Raw genomic sequence first — 15,188 nt, 5'->3', positions numbered from 1 at the left:
CGTACCGCCGCCCCGTCCACCGACCGCCCTGGAGGCACCCCGATGACCGACACCCCCCTGCGGATCGTGCTCGCCGACGACGAGCGCATGGTGCGCACCGCGCTGCGCGTCATCCTCAGCGCCGAGCCCGGCTTCGAGGTCGTCGGCGAGGCCGCGGACGGCGCCGAGGCGGTCTCCGTGGTACGGGAGCTGCGGCCCGACGTGGTCCTCATGGACGTACGCATGCCGGAGGTCGACGGCATCCGCGCCACCGAGCAGATCCTGCGCACCATGGACGCCCCGCCGCGCGTGGTGGTCGTGACGACCTTCGAGAACGACGCCTATGTGTACGAGGCGCTGCGCGCCGGAGCGTCCGGGTTCCTGCTGAAGCGGGCCGACGCGGACGAGCTGGTGGGGGCGGTGCGCCTGGTCGCGCGCAGCGACTCGCTGCTGTTCCCGGCGGCGGTGCGGGCGCTCGCCGCCGAGCACGCGCGGGCCACGACCGTGCGGGCGCCCTGGGTGGCGCGGCTCACCGGGCGGGAGAGCGAGGTGCTGCGCCTGATGGCGGCCGGGCTCACCAACGCGGAGATCGCCGCGCGCATGGAGGTGGGCCCGGCGACGGTGAAGACGCACGTGGCGGCGGTGCTCGCGAAGACCGGCGCCCGCGACCGCACGCAGGCGGTGATCGCCGCGTACGAGGCGGGCTTCATGAAGGCGGTTTCCTGAGCCCCCTTGAGCCCCCCTGAGCCTCCCCCTCGCGTGGGCTCCCGAAGGCCTCGAAGGTCCCTGAAGACCTCGCAGGTTCCCGAAGACCTCGCAGGTTCCTGAAGACCTCGCAGGTTCCTGAAGACTTCCTGAGAAATCGGACACACCCGCGCAAGGCAGGAACGATTCGCTCCCCCGTGCTCGTCCTTGTGGGGGATGAACAAGACGATCAGGCATGCCGCGGTCTTCGCCCTGCTCCTGGTGCTCGCGCTGCTAGCGCGCGCCACCTGGGTGCAGTTCCACGACGCGAAGGCCATCGCGGACGAGAAGCTGAACCGACGCAAGGCGATAGCGCAGTACTCGGCGCCGCTGGGCGACATCGTCGTGGGCGGGAAGGCGGTCACCGGCTCGAAGCGCACCAAGAGCGGCGACCTCGCCTACCAGCGCACGTACAAGGACGGCCCGCTGTACGCGGCGGTCACGGGCTACACCTCGCCGGTGTACGGCGTCACCCAGCTCGAAGGCGTCTACCAGGACGTCCTGGACGGCTCCGACACCCGTCTGAAGAGCCCCATGGACGTGCTGACCAACAAGCGCGCCGACCCCGGTGACGTGGTGACCACCATCGACCCGGCGGTGCAGAAGGCCGGGTTCGCGGCGCTCGGCGACAAGAAGGGCGCGGCGGTCGCCATCGACCCGAAGACCGGCCGGATCCTCGGCATGGTCTCCACGCCGAGCTACGACCCGTCGCGGATCAGCGGCACCGGCGGCGGCGACGCGTGGAAGCAGCTGACCGAGGGCGACGAGGACAAGCCGATGGTGAACCGGGCGATGCGCCAGCCGCTGCCGCCCGGCTCGACGTTCAAGCTGGTGGTCGCCGCGGCGGCCCTGGAGGACGGCCTGTACGACTCGGTCGACGAGCGGACCGACAGCCCCGACCCGTGGACGCTGCCCGGCACGCGCACGTCCATCCCGAACGAGATCAGGTCCGCCCCGTGTGAGAACGCCTCGCTGCGCACGGCCCTCCAGTGGTCGTGCAACAACGTCTTCACCAAGCTCGCCGTGGACCTCGGCCAGGACAAGGTGCGGGCGCAGGCGGAGAAGTTCGGCTTCAACGCCGACAAGCTGGACGTGCCGGTGCGCGCCTGGACGAGCGTCTACCCGAAGGACATGGACAAGGCCAGCACGGGCCTGACCGGCATCGGCCAGTTCGACGTGACGGCGACGCCGCTGCAGATCGCCATGGTGTCGGCGGCGATCGCCAACGGCGGCGAGCTGAAGTCGCCGCACATGGTGGACAAGGTCACCGACGCGGGCGGCGACGTCCTCCAGTCCTACGACGGGGACGACGGCGCCGAGCGCGTCATGAGCGAGTCCACGGCCGAGCAGCTCCAGTCGGCGATGCGCACGGTCGTCGAGAAGGGCACGGCGACCAGCGCCCGCATGGACGGCGCGACGGTCGGCGCCAAGACGGGCACGGCCCAGCACGGCGAGAACAACAGCAAGACGCCGTACGCCTGGTTCACGTCATACGCCAAGGGCGGCGACGGCAAGGAGGTCGCCGTCGCGGTGATCGTCGAGTCGTCGAAGGCGGCGCGCTCCGAGGTCAGCGGCAACGGCCTGGCGGGCCCGGTGGCGAAGGCGATGATGCGGGCGGCGCTGCGGTAGCCGCGGGGCTCGCGGGGGCGCGGCGGTCGACGGCCGCGCCCCCGCCGCGGGCTACTTCACGTTCGCCCAGCGCTTGATGGTGGCGATCACTTCCGACTGCTGCGGCTCGGGCAGCTTCGCGATGCTCGCGCCGTGGTTGGCGCCCGGCACCACGTACTTGTACGAGTCGCGGTGGCTGGGCGTGAACTGCTCGGCGCTCCACGGGTCGTTCTGGCCGTAGATGAACATCATCCGCTGGCCGCGCGTCTTCACCCAGCGGTCGACGTCGGCGATGGTCCGGTTGTTGTAGGTGCCGCGCATGGCGGCGGGCAGCACCGAGTTGGGCTGGTAGATGTCCGGGTAGTGGCGGACGCCCTTGAGGTGCGTGAACTTCAGGTCGGCCCAGCCGAGCTGGGTGGCGGCCTGGCGGTAGTAGGGCCCGGTGCCGTTGGCGCCCAGCTCGGCGTCGTGGTAGACGCTCAGGCCGTGGCCCTTCGACCAGTCGTACAGCTCGTCGTCGGTGGCCTTCTTGGCGTCGGGCACGGTCGGGCAGTCGGCGGCGGTGCCGGACTGCCAGAAGTTCCACACCTGGTCGAGGACGGCGAACTCGTAGGCGCGGTCGGTGGTGCCGAGGGTCTCGTGGAAGGTCTGGCCCTTCGCCTTCGCGTCCGCCTCGAACTTCGGCAGCAGCGCGTCGCGGCGCACCAGCATCTCGCGCTGTACGGCGTTCAGGGCGTCGCGGCACTCCTGGGTGCCGACGGTCCTGAAGAAGCGCTCGTAGCCGGTGTCGTCCTTGTTGTTGGCGTCGTTGGGCGCCACGAACGCGACGACGGCGTCCAGGTCGTCCGGGTAGAACCGCTCGTGGTAGGTGGCCGTCATGCCGCCCTTGCTGGCGCCGGTGCCGAGCCACTTGCCCTTCTCGATGGTGCGCAGCGCCCGGGTGATGCGGTGCTCGTCGGCGGCCTCCTGCTCGACGGTCATCTTGGTCCAGTCGCGGCCGGGCGCGCCGGAGGGGCGGGACTCCTCGAAGTAGCGGTGCTCCAGGCTGACCTGGTTGGCGTCGATCAGCGTGGTCAGGGCGGTGGTGCGGGAGGCCAGCGTGTAGCCGCTGGTGTAGAGGACCGTGGGCTTGTCGGTGGCCTTGTGCCAGAGGGTCAGGCGCTGGGTGAAGGTGGCGCCGTGGGGGCGCCGGTGGTCGACGGGCTGACGGTAGGTCAGCGAGTAGAGGGGGTGGCCCTCCTTGTCGGCGACGGAGACGACCGTCATGCCCGGGATCTTCTCCAGCCGGTCGCGGATGTCGGCCGCGGCGGCCCGCTGGGGGCCGGTCTGCGCGCCGGTCCGCGCGGCGGCGGGCGCGGCGGTCGCGACGACGGCCGCGCCCGCGGTGAGTGCGGCGCAGATCAGCGCGGATATCCCCTTGTTGCGCACCTTTTCTCCTCTGAGGGCGTCGTGTGGTGCGCGGATGGTAACCGCTGCGCGTGGAGGTGCGACAGGGCTTGTGTGACCTGCGCCAGGTCCTGGTCCGAGGCCAATCCGGCGTGGTAGAGGCGCAGTTCGGTGGCGCCCCGGGCGCGGGCGCGCGCGGCGTCGGCGGCGAGGGTGCCGGGGCTTCCGCCGAGGCCCGCGACGACGGTGAGGTTCGCGGCGAGGACCGTGCGCTCGTGGGCGTGGGCGGCGAACGGCGCGAGGGCGTCGGGGCCCTGCGCGCACGGCACGACCACGCCGTCGGCGACGGAGAGGATGTGCCGGGGGTCCACTCCGGCGTTCGCCCCGCAGCGGTACGACAGCGGGTCGGCGTGCAGCAGCACCTGGAAGCCGTCGGGCGCGGCGGCGCGCACGGCGGCGACGGCCGCCTCCTGGAGGGTGCGGGCGGCCTCGTCGCGGAAGGCGCGGGTGGCCGCCGCCGTCGCGGCGCCGAGCAGTTCCTCGACCCCGGTCCAGCCCGGCGTGGGCTCGGTGCCGCGCCACACGGGTGCGAGCGCGGCGCGCACGGCGGCGGCCAGCTCGTCCGGGTCCAAGCCGTGGCGCCCGTACCCCTCGCGGCAGTCGGCGCAGAAGCACAGCGACATCAGGTACTGGCCCGCGTCGCCGAGGCCGACGCCCGCGGTCTTGTCGTGGGCGTGCAGGTGCGCGAGCCCGTACCAGCCGCAGGACTCCAGTTCCGTGCCGCCCGCGCCGGGCCGTGCGGCGGCCTCGGCGGCGAGGTCCACGAGATAGGCGCGGACGTCGGGCCGCGCGACGCAGGGGGCCCACGGGTAGCGGTCCCCGTAGGCGTTGACCACACAGGTGTCCGGGTGCTCGGCGCCCAGGCGGGAGTTGTGGGCGAGGACGACCCAGGTGTGCACGTCGAGCCCGGCGACCGCCAGGGCCTTCGCGGCCTGTCCGTAGGCGTCGCCCGGGGCCCAGTCGCCTGCCGGGTACGGGCGCGGGGCGCGGCCCCGCCAGCGGTGGGCGTCGGGTTCGTACAGGACGGCGGCGTGCGCGGCCGTGACCACGCGGTGGCGGGGATGGCGGGGGTGAGGGCGCGCGTGGAGTGGTAGGCGGCGGCGAGGGTCACCTGGCGCACGCCCAGGTCGGCGATGCGGGCGGGCGCGTCCGGGTCGCCGACGACGTCCCACGGGTAGAGGAACGCCGAGGCCTTCACGGAGCGGTCCCGAGCAGGGCGCGGCCGCGCTCGACGAGTTCGGCGAGCCGCTTGAGGTGGTCGTCGGCGGGTTCGGCGAGCGGCGGGCGCACCCCGCCGACGTCCAGGCCGCCGAGCCGCACGCCCGCCTTGACCAGCGAGACCGCGTACCCCCTGCCCTGGTCGCGCAGGTCGGCGAAGGGCCGGTAGAACCCGTCGAGCAGGCGGTGGACGGTGGTGTCGTCGCCGGAGTTCAGCGCCCGGTGGAAGGCGAGCGCGAGGTCGGGGGCGAAGCAGAACACGGCCGAGGAGTACAGCGTGACGCCGATGCCGCGGTAGGCGAGGGCGGTCAGCTCGGCGGTGGGCAGGCCGTTGAAGTAGAGGAAGTCGCCGGGGCCCTCGGCGCGCACGGCGCTGACGACGCGCTGCATCAGGTCCAGGTCGCCGAGCCCGTCCTTGAAGCCGATGACGCCGTCGGTGCGGGCGAGTTCGACGACCGTGTCCGGGGTGAACACGGCGTTGTCGCGCTGGTAGACGACGACGTCGAGACGGGTGGCGGCGGCCAGTTCGCGGTAGTGGCGCAGAAGGCCCCGCTGGGGCGCCGCGACCAGGTAGGGCGGCAGCGCGAGCAGGCCGTCGGCGCCCGCGTCCTCGGCGAGCCGGGCGTGGCGGACGGCGAGCGCGGTGCCGTACCCGGCGCCCGCCACCACCGGGACGCGGCCCCCGGTGACCTCGACGGCGGCGGCGACGCACCGCTGGAACTCCTCGGGCGTGAGCGCGTGGAACTCGCCGGTGCCGCAGCAGGCGAAGACGGCGGCGGCGCCCGCCTCCACTCCCCCGCGCACATGGCGGCGGAAGGCGTCGACGTCCACGGACCCGTCGGCGGCGAACGGCGTGACGGGGAAGAACAGCGGCCCGCTGGGGACGCGGAGCCGGGCGGCGAGGGGACCTGGGCGAGCTGACGTCACGGGCTCTCCTACTCAAGCGCGCACGCTGTCATACGCCGTGCACGTTTCTGATTCATGTCCATACTCCTGAACGGGCCCACGCTAAGACCCCCCGCGAGCCCGGTCAAGCGCCCAACCGCGCACCTCGGGAACGGACTTGGCGCGCCCGCGTCCCCCTTGACTCCCGGACCGCCCCTGCCTAGCGTGTCCATGGTTGTGAACCACATCCACGCACGCGTACGCCTTGAGGAGAACGAGGAGAACGCCGCATGCCCGCTCCCCGCACCGTCCTGCTGACCGGCGCCGCCGGTGGCCTCGGCACGCTGATGCGCGGCCTGCTGCCCGCGTACGGCTACGACCTGAGGCCGCTGGACGTGCGCCCCGTCGAGGGCGAGCCCGGCGCGCTCACCGTGGACCTCGCCGACCGGGCCGCGCTGCGCGAGGCGGTGCGCGGCGTCGACGCGGTCCTGCACCTCGCGGGCATCTCCCTGGAGTCCACCTTCGACAAGATCCTCAAGGCCAATGTCGAAGGCACCTACCACCTCTACGAGGCGGTGCGCGAGGAGGGCGTACCGCGCGTGGTGTTCGCCTCGTCCAACCACGTCGTCGGCTTCACGCCCCGGCCCGTCGGCGACGACCCGCTCATCCCGCTCGACACCCCGCGCCGCCCCGACACGCTGTACGGCCTGTCGAAGTCCTTCGGCGAGGACCTGGCGCAGTTCTACTGGGACAAGCACGGCGTGGAGACGGTGTCCGTGCGCATCGGCGCCTGCTTCCCCGAACCCGCCGACGTGCGGATGCTGTCGGTGTGGATGTCGCCTGCCGACGGCGCCCGGCTCTTCCACGCGGCGCTCACCGCCCCGGACGTGGGGCACACCGTGGTGTACGGCTCGTCGGCCAACACCCGCCTGTGGTGGGACCTCGGCCCGGCCCGCGCGCTCGGCTACGAGCCGCGGGACGACTCCGAGGCGTACGCGGACAAGCTCGTCGCCGAGCACGGGGAACTCGACCCGGCCAACCCCGCCCACGCGCACCTCGGCGGGCGCTTCTGCACGAATCCGCCAGTGTGGCCGCATTGAGGCTCATCCTGGGAGCGGAGGGCGCCCTACGACCACGGTCCCGCACGGGTCAGACCCGAGGGCGACGACCGGCGACGGGCCGCTGCCTAGCCTGAGTCGCCATGACCGACACCGCACGCACCTCGCGCACCGCCCGCGGGCGCGCCCTCAGCGCCGCGCTCGCCCTCGCGCTGGCCCTGCCGCTGGCCGGGGCGACGGCCGCCGTCGCCGCCCCCGCGGCCCCCGACCGGCCCGCCGCCGAGGCGGCCACCACCCGGCCCGAACTGCCCCGCCCCACCGGCGCGTTCGCCGTGGGCCGCGACACCCTGCACCTGGTCGACACCGGCCGCCGCGACCTGTGGGACCCCAGCAAGCCGCGGGAACTGATGACGTCGCTGTACTACCCGGCGCGCGGCCACGGCGGTCACGCCACCCGGTACACGTCCGAGAAGGCCGCCCGCGCCATGCTCGCGCACTACCAACTGGACGTCCCGGCCGCCGCGTACAGCGCGACCCGCACCCACGCCCGCACCGGCGCGCCCACCGCGCCGGGCCGGTTCCCGCTGGTGGTGCTCTCGCCCGGGTTCACCGCGCCGCGCTCCACGCTCACCCACCTCGCCGAGGACCTGGCCAGCCGCGGCTATGTGGTGGCGACGGTGGACCACGCCCACGAGGCGGCCGGGGCGGAGTTCGACAAGGGCCGGGTGCCGCCCTGCGTCGGCTGCGACCCCGACTCCGGCGTTCCCGGCGCGCGCATCACCGCGAACCGGGCCAAGGACCTGTCGTTCGTCCTGGACCACCTCGTCGGCAACCGGCCCGCCGAGCCCGGCGAGGACCGCGAGGCCACCTGGCGGCACGCGAGGATGATCGACCGCGGGCGCGTCGGCGCGGGCGGCCACTCCATCGGCGGCGCCGCCTCCGCCGCCCTGATGAACACCGACCGGCGCGTCCGGGCGGGCGCGAACATGGACGGCGGCTTCCAGATCCTGCCCGACGGCCTGCGCCGCCCCTTCCTGATGCTCGGCACCGAGACCACCACCAAGCCCGACGGCCCCTACAACTGGCGTGACGCCTGGGCCCGGCTCGACGGCTGGAAGCGCTGGCTGACGGTGGCGGGCTCCGGGCACTTCACCTTCACCGACGCTCCCGTCGTCCTCGAACAGCTGGGCGCCGACGAGGACCCCGACGCCACCATCTCCGGCAGGCGCGCCGAGCAGATCACCCGCGCCTACGTCGGCGCGTTCTACGACCGGCACCTGCGCGGCGTCGACCGGCCGATCCTCGACGGCCCGACCCCCGCCCACCCGGAGGTCGGCTTCCACCAGCCCTGACCCCACCCCTGGTGCGGGCGGCGAACGGGCGCCGCCCGCACCGCGAACGGGCACACCCGCCGCCCGCTCCGCAGGCCACGGCCGCGCGAAGCGGGCACAAACGGGCACCATCAGGACACCTCCGCGCCTGGTAGGTGCCCTGCGCGCCCGGTAGAACTTCCCCACGGGCCCGAACGGGCACCACCAGCGACCCCCTAGGGGCCACCCAGAGGGCCACCAGGGGGCCACCAAGGGTCAGCGAGAGGCCATCGAGAGGCATCGAGGAGCCATCGAGGGGCCGTCGAGGGGCCATCAAGGGGAAGGGGCAGCCGGATGGCGGCGGAAGAGCGGCGGCGGCAGATCGTGCGCGTGGCCCGCCGCTCCGGGTCCGTCGACGTCGGCGCCCTCGCCACCGAACTCGGCGTCGCCAAGGAGACCGTACGCCGCGACCTGCGCACCCTGGAGAACCACGGCCTGGTCCGGCGCACCCACGGCGGCGCCTACCCCGTGGAGAGCGCGCGTTTCGAGACGACCCTCGCGTTCCGCACCACCGCGCACGTACCGGAGAAGCGGCGGATCGCCGCGGCCGCCGCCGGACTCCTCGGCGACGCCGAGACCGTCTTCGTCGACGAGGGCTTCACGCCCCAGCTCATCGCCGAGGCCCTGCCCCAGGACCGCGAACTGACGGTCGTCACCGCCTCCCTCGCCACCGCGGGCGCCCTCGCCGTGTGCGACCGCTTCACCGTTCTGCTGCTCGGCGGCCGGGTCCGCGCGGGCACCCTCGCGACCGTCGACCACTGGGCGACCCGCATGCTCGCCGGGTTCGTCATCGACCTCGCCTACATCGGCGCCAACGGCATCTCGCGCGCCCACGGCCTCACCACCCCCGACCCCGCGGTCAGCGAGGTGAAGGCCCAGGCGCTGCGGGCCTCGCGCCGGGCCGTGTTCGCGGGCGTGCACACCAAGTTCGGGGCCAGCGGCTTCTGCCGGTTCGCGGGCGTCGGCGACCTCGACGCCATCGTGACGAGCAGCCGCCTGCCCGCCGCCGAGGCCCACCGCTACTCCCTGCTCGGCCCGCAGGTCATCCGCGTCTGACCGCCCACCCCCACACACCTCACCCGTACCCCCCCACCTCTCCCCCACCCCTTCCTCTCCTCTTCGTCCAGGAGCGACTCATGCGAACCCCCAGCCGATGGAGGCCACCCACGCCGCGCGCGCCGCGGCGCCTGCTCGTGGCGGCCGTCGCAGGGACGCTGCTCGCCCCGCCGCTGACCGGCTGCTGGGCCGGGGCGGGCGGGACCGGTTCCGGCGACGCCATCACCGTACTGATGGTCAACAACCCGCAGATGATGGAGCTGCAGAAGCTCACCAAGGCCCACTTCACCAAGGACACCGGCATCGAGGTGCACTTCACCGTGCTGCCCGAGAACGACGTCCGCGACAAGATCAGCCAGGACTTCGCCAACCAGGCGGGCCAGTACGACGTGGCGACGCTCAGCAACTACGAGATACCGATCTACGCGAAGAACGGCTGGCTGCGCGAGCTGGGCGGCTACGCCCGCAAGGACAGGGCCTTCGACCAGGACGACATCCTGACACCGATACGCCAGTCCCTCACCGGAGAGGACGGCAAGCTCTACGGAGAGCCGTTCTACGGCGAGTCGTCGTTCCTGATGTACCGCAAGGACGTGTTCGCCAAGGCCGGACTCAGCATGCCCCGGCGCCCCACCTGGCGGCAGGTCGCCGCCCTGGCGAAGGAGGTGGACGGCGCCCAGGACGGCATGAGGGGCATCTGCCTGCGCGGCCTGCCCGGCTGGGGCGAGGTCATGGCGCCCCTGACGACCGTCGTGAACACCTTCGGCGGCACCTGGTTCGACAAGGACTGGAAGGCCCGTCTCGACTCCCCCGAGTTCGAGCGGGCCACCCGCTTCTACGTGGACCTGGTGCGCGCCCACGGCCAGTCCGGAGCCGCCCAGTCCGGGTACGCCGAGTGCCTCAACAACCTCACCCAGGGCAAGACCGCCATGTGGTACGACGCCACGGCCGCCGCCGGGTCACTGGAGTCCGCGAAGTCCCCGGTGCGCGGCAAGATCGGCTATGTGCCCGCGCCCGTCGAGCGGACCTCCGGCTCCGGCTGGCTCTACACCTGGGCCTGGGGCATCCAGAAGGCCTCCCGGAACTCCGACAAGGCCTGGAAGTTCATCTCCTGGGCAGCGGGCAAGGAGTACGAGGAACTGGTCGGCGAGAAGACCGGCTGGGCCAACGTCCCCGCGGGCAAGCGCGCCTCCACGTACGACGACCCGCGCTACCGGAAGGAGGCGGCCGCGTTCCAGGGCGTGACACGGGCCGCGATCGAGGGCGCGCGCCCCCGTGACCCGGGCCTCCAGCCGCGGCCCGCGCCCGGCATCCAGTTCGTCGGCATCCCCGAGTTCACCGACCTCGGCACCAAGGTCTCGCAGGAGATCAGCGCGGCCATCGCGGGACGCACCTCCGTCGCCGCGGCCCTCGACCGCGCCCAGGACCTCGCCGAGAAGATCTCCGAGGAGTACGAGGGACGATGACCGCCACCACGAGCACCCCCCTCGCTCCGGCGCGCCCGGCCCCGGCCGCGGCCCGCCGCTCGGCCCGGCTGCGCGCCTGGGCCACCCGGGCGCCGCTGCTCCCCGCCCTCGTCTTCATGATCGCCGTGACCCAGCTGCCGTTCGTGGCCACCCTGGTGATCTCCTTCTTCGACTGGAACGCGCTCTACCCCGACGCCCGCGAGTTCACCGGCCTCGCCAACTACGAGGAGGTCCTGACCGACCCGGACCTGCGCGAGTCGGTGCTCACCACGGTCGTCCTGACCGCCGCCGTGGTCCTGGCCAGCCTGGTCATCGGCCTGGGTCTCGCGCTGCTCCTGGACCGCCGCTTCCGGGGCCGCGGCGCGGTCCGCACCCTGCTGATCGCGCCGTTCCTGCTGGTGCCGGTCGCCGCCGCGCTGCTGTGGAAGCACGTGCTCTACAACCCGGAGTACGGCCTGCTCAACGGCGTCCTGCGGTGGCTGGGCGGGGACGGCGCGGCCCAGCCCGACTGGGTCTCCAACACCCCGCTGCTCGCCGTGGAGCTGGCCCTGATCTGGCAGTGGACGCCGTTCATGATGCTGATCCTGCTGGCCGGGCTGCAGAGCCGCGACCCCGAGCTGGTCGAGGCGGCCCGCATGGACGGCGCGGGCGACTGGCAGGTCTTCCGCCATCTGACGCTGCCGCACCTGCGCCGCTACCTGGAGCTGGGCGCGCTGCTCGGCTCGATCTACATCGTGCAGAACTTCGACGCCGTCTTCACCATCACCTCCGGTGGCCTCGGCACGGCGAACCTGCCCTACACCGTGTACCAGAGCTTCTACCAGGCCCATGAGAACGGCCTGGCGTCCGCCGCCGGGGTGCTCGTCGTCATCGGCTCGCTGGTCATCGCGACGCTCGCGCTGCGCGTGGTGTCGTCCCTGTTCCGCGAGGAGGCGACGCGCGCGTGAACACCCCCACCCCCGGTCGCACCCGCCGGTTCAAGGGGGCGGGGCTCGGGCTCGCCGCCTGGCTCGCGGGCGTGCTGTTCTTCCTGCCCATCGCCTGGATGGCGCTGACGTCCCTGCACTCCGAGGAGGACGCCGCCACCAACCCGCCGTCCCTCGCGGCCTCCCTCACCCTCGACGGCTACCGCGAGTTCTTCGGCTCCGACGGCGGCGCCAGCCCCTGGCCGTCGCTGATCAACTCCCTGGTGGCGTCGACCGCGTCCACCCTGCTCGTCCTCCTCCTGGCGCTCCCCGCGGCGTACGCGCTGTCCATCCGCCGCGTCCGCAAGTGGACGGACGTGCTCTTCTTCTTCCTGTCCACGAAGATGCTGCCGGTGGTCGCGGGCCTCCTCCCGCTCTACCTCTTCGCCAAGGACACCGGCCTCCTGGACAACATCTGGCTCCTGGTCGTCCTCTACACCTCGATGAACCTGCCGATCGCCGTGTGGATGATGCAGTCCTTCCTGGCCGAGGTGCCCGTCGCCGTCATCGAGGCCGCGCGGATCGACGGGGCCCGCCTGCCCACCGTCCTGACCCGGGTCATCGCCCCCATCGCGCTGCCCGGCATCGCCGCCACCGCCCTGATCTGCTTCATCTTCAGCTGGAACGAACTGCTCTTCGCCCGGGTGCTCACCGGCGTCGTCGCCCAGACCGCGCCCGTGTTCCTGACCGGCTTCATCACCAGCCAGGGCCTGTTCCTGGCCAAGGTGTGCGCCGCGTCGCTCGTCATCTCCCTGCCGGTGCTCGCCGCGGGGTTCGCCGCCCAGGACAAGCTGGTCCAGGGCCTGTCGTTGGGAGCCGTCAAGTGAAGGCCGCCATCATCGAGTCCGTCGGCAGCGCGGTCGTCGGCGAGGTGCCCGACCCCACTCCGGGGCCGCGCGACGTCGTCGTCGAGGTCGCCGCGTGCGGGCTGTGCGGGACCGATCTGCACATCCTGCAAGGGGAGTTCGCGCCCACGCTGCCGGTCGTGCCGGGGCACGAGTTCGCCGGGACGGTGGTGGCGACCGGGGCCGACGTCACCGAGCTGCGCGCGGGCGACCGCGTCGCCGTCGACCCCTCCCTGTACTGCCACGAGTGCCGCCAGTGCCGCAGCGGGCACAACAACCTGTGCGACCGGTGGGCGGCCATCGGCGTGACCCGCGCCGGGGGCGCCGCCCAGTACGCCGTCGCGCCCGTCGCCAACTGCGTCCGGCTGCCCGAGCACGTCCGCACCCAGGACGCCGCCCTCATCGAGCCCCTGTCCTGCGCCGTGCGCGGCTACGACGTGCTGCGCGCCCGGCTCGGCGCGCACATCCTCATCTACGGCTCCGGGACCATGGGCCTGATGATGCTGGAGCTGGCCAAGCGCACCGGCGCGGCAGGCGTCGACGTGGTCGACCTCAACCCCGAGCGGCTCGCCACCGCCGTGCGGCTCGGGGCGTCCGGCTCCGCGGGGTCCGCGGACGAGCTGGACCGACCGCAGGGGTGGGACGTCGTCATCGACGCCACGGGGAGCGCGGCGGCCATCCAGGACGGGATCGGGCGGGTCGCCAAGGCGGGTACGTTCCTCCAGTTCGGGGTCGCCGACTACGCGACGCGCGTCACCATCGACCCCTACCGGATCTACAACCAGGAGATCACCATCACCGGGTCGATGGCCGTCCTCCACAGCTACGAGCGGGCAGCGGAGCTGTTCGCCGCCGGGGTGCTCGATCCCGACGTGTTCATCAGCGACCGGCTGCCGCTGGCCCAGTACCCCGAGGCCCTGTCCCGATTCGCCTCCGGCCAGGGCCGCAAGATCCTGGTGGTCCCGTAGAGCCCCCTCGATCGCCGCTCCGCGGCTCGTCCTCAAACGCCGGACGGGCTGGATCCAGCCCGTCCGGCGTTTGAGGACGAGGCCGAAGGCCGATTTCCGGGGGTGCCAGGGGGCTGGCCCCCTGGTTTCGGGAAAGGGGCGGGTCTGGGGCGTCCCCGCGAGGGAACCCGGCGGAAGGCGGTGGAGGGGTAAGGGAACGGCAAAGTCCCCCCGGTCGTTACGACTGGCATGACAGCTATGACCCCCGGCTCGAACATCCCGCTGACCGCGACCCGCGTGGCGGTGGACGTCACCGCCCCCGTGCGGCTGGACGTCTCGGGCCTGCTGCTCACCGCCGAAGGCAAGGTGCGCTCCGACGACGACTTCATCTTCTACAACCAGCCCACGGGCCCGGGCGTGACCTACCGCTCGGGCGGCGGCACCGCCCCGGACGCGATCACGGTGGACACGGCAGCCGTCCCCCGGGCATCGAGAAGATCGTCGTGACGGCCAGCCCGGACGCGGCGGGCCAGACCTTCCAGGGCATCGAGCCCACGGCCACGATCCGCGACGCGGACGGCGGCGCGGTCCTCGCCACGTTCACCCCGCCCCGCCTCGGTGCGGAGACGGCCCTGGTCGTCATCGAGATCTACCTGCGCAACGGCGCCTGGAAGGCCCGCGCCGTCGGCCAGGGGTACGCGAACGGCCTCGCGGGCATCGCGACGGACTTCGGCGTGACGGTGGAGGAGCCCACACCCGCCCCTGCGGCTCCCGCGGCCCCGGCGGCCGCCCCCGCGGCGCCCCAGCCCGCCGCCCCCGCCATGGCGCCCCCGTCCGGCCCCCCGGTCCAGGGCCCGCCCCCGCCCGCCGCCCCGGCCCCCGGCACCGGGAAGATCAACTTGGACAAGGGCCGCGTCAGCCTCCAGAAGAACCAGACGGTGTCCCTGGTCAAGGGCGGCCGCCCGCTGCTGTCCCAGGTGAAGATGGGCCTCGGCTGGGAGCCCGCGTTCCGCGGCAAGGACATCGACCTGGACGCCTCGGTCATCGCGTACGGCCCGCAGCGCAACCACATCGACAGCTGCTATTTCGGCAAGCTCTCCATCCTCAACGGCGCCATCAAGCACTCCGGGGACAACCTCACGGGCGAGGGCGGCGGTGACGACGAGGTCATCGTCGTCGACCTGGGCCGCCTCCCCCAGGAGGTCACGGGCCTGGTCTTCACGGTCAACTCGTTCTCGGGCCAGAAGTTCACCGAGGTCGCCAAGGCGTACTGCCGCCTCCTGGACGCCGCGTCGGGCGAGGAGCTGGTCCGCTTCGACCTGACGAACGCCGAGGCGCAGACGGGCGTGATGATGGCCAAGCTCATCCGCCAGTTCTCCGGCGAGTGGGAGATGACCGCCATGGGCGACTTCGTGAAGTCCCGCACGGTCCGCGGCATGGTCAAGCCCGCCGCCCAGGCGCTGTAGCGTTCTCGCAGGTCATGGCGTTCGCGCCCTCGGTTGGCCACTGATCGGATCGCGCACCGGAGAGTTTTGCGGGGCCGTTGACGGTCGGGATGCTCACCGCGGGGCTATCGACTGGCGAACTGTTTCCCAGGCGTT

Annotated in this window: 11 protein-coding genes and 2 pseudogenes; 10 read left to right on the top strand and 3 right to left on the bottom strand. The window is 72.9% G+C overall.

What is annotated here, in order from left to right; translation table 11 throughout:
* Nucleotides 1-42: 42 nt before the first annotated feature.
* Together ACOBQU_RS29975 and ACOBQU_RS29970 are read left to right on the top strand one after the other, a co-directional pair.
* Nucleotides 43-705, top strand: coding sequence for a response regulator transcription factor (locus ACOBQU_RS29975; protein ID WP_423631296.1), 663 nt, complete (start codon nt 43-45; stop codon nt 703-705).
* Between the two features lie 195 nt (nt 706-900).
* On the top strand, nt 901-2,352 hold the full coding sequence (locus tag ACOBQU_RS29970) for a peptidoglycan D,D-transpeptidase FtsI family protein (protein ID WP_423631295.1): 1,452 nt from the start codon (nt 901-903) through the stop codon (nt 2,350-2,352).
* 51 nt (nt 2,353-2,403) lie between these two features.
* Here ACOBQU_RS29970 and ACOBQU_RS29965 read toward each other — a convergent pair whose 3' ends face one another.
* From ACOBQU_RS29965 to ACOBQU_RS29955, 3 genes and pseudogenes are all read right to left on the bottom strand, one after another.
* On the bottom strand, nt 2,404-3,759 hold the full coding sequence (locus tag ACOBQU_RS29965; protein WP_423631294.1) for a S28 family serine protease: 1,356 nt from the start codon (nt 3,757-3,759) through the stop codon (nt 2,404-2,406).
* A gap of 53 nt (nt 3,760-3,812) precedes the next feature.
* Nucleotides 3,813-4,975, bottom strand: a pseudogene (locus tag ACOBQU_RS29960) (hypothetical protein); the annotation flags it as partial.
* On the bottom strand, nt 4,972-5,922 hold the full coding sequence (locus ACOBQU_RS29955; RefSeq protein WP_423631293.1) for a 5-dehydro-4-deoxyglucarate dehydratase: 951 nt from the start codon (nt 5,920-5,922) through the stop codon (nt 4,972-4,974). The pseudogene ACOBQU_RS29960 and the gene ACOBQU_RS29955, both read right to left, overlap by 4 nt.
* 248 nt (nt 5,923-6,170) lie before the next feature.
* On the opposite strand from ACOBQU_RS29955, the gene ACOBQU_RS29950 reads away from it, so the two are divergent.
* From ACOBQU_RS29950 to ACOBQU_RS29915, 8 genes and pseudogenes are all read left to right on the top strand, one after another.
* Nucleotides 6,171-6,980 carry an NAD-dependent epimerase/dehydratase family protein gene (locus ACOBQU_RS29950; protein ID WP_423631292.1) on the top strand — a complete coding sequence of 270 codons (810 nt, stop codon included), beginning with the start codon at nt 6,171-6,173 and terminating at the stop codon, nt 6,978-6,980.
* A 101-nt stretch (nt 6,981-7,081) separates the two neighbouring features.
* Nucleotides 7,082-8,290 carry an alpha/beta hydrolase family protein gene (locus ACOBQU_RS29945; protein ID WP_423631289.1) on the top strand — a complete coding sequence of 403 codons (1,209 nt, stop codon included), beginning with the start codon at nt 7,082-7,084 and terminating at the stop codon, nt 8,288-8,290.
* Nucleotides 8,291-8,602: 312 nt separating this feature from the next.
* Nucleotides 8,603-9,364, top strand: coding sequence for a DeoR/GlpR family DNA-binding transcription regulator (locus tag ACOBQU_RS29940; protein WP_423631287.1), 762 nt, complete (start codon nt 8,603-8,605; stop codon nt 9,362-9,364).
* Nucleotides 9,365-9,444: 80 nt separating this feature from the next.
* Nucleotides 9,445-10,830, top strand: coding sequence for an ABC transporter substrate-binding protein (locus ACOBQU_RS29935; RefSeq protein ID WP_423631285.1), 1,386 nt, complete (start codon nt 9,445-9,447; stop codon nt 10,828-10,830).
* On the top strand, nt 10,827-11,777 hold the full coding sequence (locus tag ACOBQU_RS29930) for a carbohydrate ABC transporter permease (RefSeq protein ID WP_423631283.1): 951 nt from the start codon (nt 10,827-10,829) through the stop codon (nt 11,775-11,777). Before ACOBQU_RS29935 ends, ACOBQU_RS29930 begins: the two co-directional genes overlap by 4 nt.
* Complete coding sequence (locus ACOBQU_RS29925; RefSeq protein ID WP_423631282.1) at nt 11,774-12,622, top strand: carbohydrate ABC transporter permease; 849 nt, start codon at nt 11,774-11,776, stop codon at nt 12,620-12,622. Before ACOBQU_RS29930 ends, ACOBQU_RS29925 begins: the two co-directional genes overlap by 4 nt.
* Nucleotides 12,619-13,608, top strand: coding sequence for a zinc-dependent alcohol dehydrogenase family protein (locus ACOBQU_RS29920; protein WP_423631280.1), 990 nt, complete (start codon nt 12,619-12,621; stop codon nt 13,606-13,608). Before ACOBQU_RS29925 ends, ACOBQU_RS29920 begins: the two co-directional genes overlap by 4 nt.
* Before the next feature lie 237 nt (nt 13,609-13,845).
* A pseudogene (locus ACOBQU_RS29915) lies at nt 13,846-15,053 on the top strand (TerD family protein).
* Nucleotides 15,054-15,188 lie beyond the last annotated feature (135 nt).

The sequence above is a fragment of the Streptomyces sp. G45 genome, assembly GCF_049542095.1.
Taxonomy (GTDB): Bacteria; Actinomycetota; Actinomycetes; order Streptomycetales; family Streptomycetaceae; genus Streptomyces.
This window is presented reverse-complemented; position numbering and strand designations above follow the sequence as displayed.

Coding starts and splice junctions, on each gene's coding strand:
- ACOBQU_RS29975 (WP_423631296.1), top strand. CDS start 43: ATGACCGACACCCCCCTGCGGATCGTGCTCGCCGACGACGAGCGCATG.
- ACOBQU_RS29970 (WP_423631295.1), top strand. CDS start 901: ATGAACAAGACGATCAGGCATGCCGCGGTCTTCGCCCTGCTCCTGGTG.
- ACOBQU_RS29950 (WP_423631292.1), top strand. CDS start 6,171: ATGCCCGCTCCCCGCACCGTCCTGCTGACCGGCGCCGCCGGTGGCCTC.
- ACOBQU_RS29945 (WP_423631289.1), top strand. CDS start 7,082: ATGACCGACACCGCACGCACCTCGCGCACCGCCCGCGGGCGCGCCCTC.
- ACOBQU_RS29940 (WP_423631287.1), top strand. CDS start 8,603: ATGGCGGCGGAAGAGCGGCGGCGGCAGATCGTGCGCGTGGCCCGCCGC.
- ACOBQU_RS29935 (WP_423631285.1), top strand. CDS start 9,445: ATGCGAACCCCCAGCCGATGGAGGCCACCCACGCCGCGCGCGCCGCGG.
- ACOBQU_RS29930 (WP_423631283.1), top strand. CDS start 10,827: ATGACCGCCACCACGAGCACCCCCCTCGCTCCGGCGCGCCCGGCCCCG.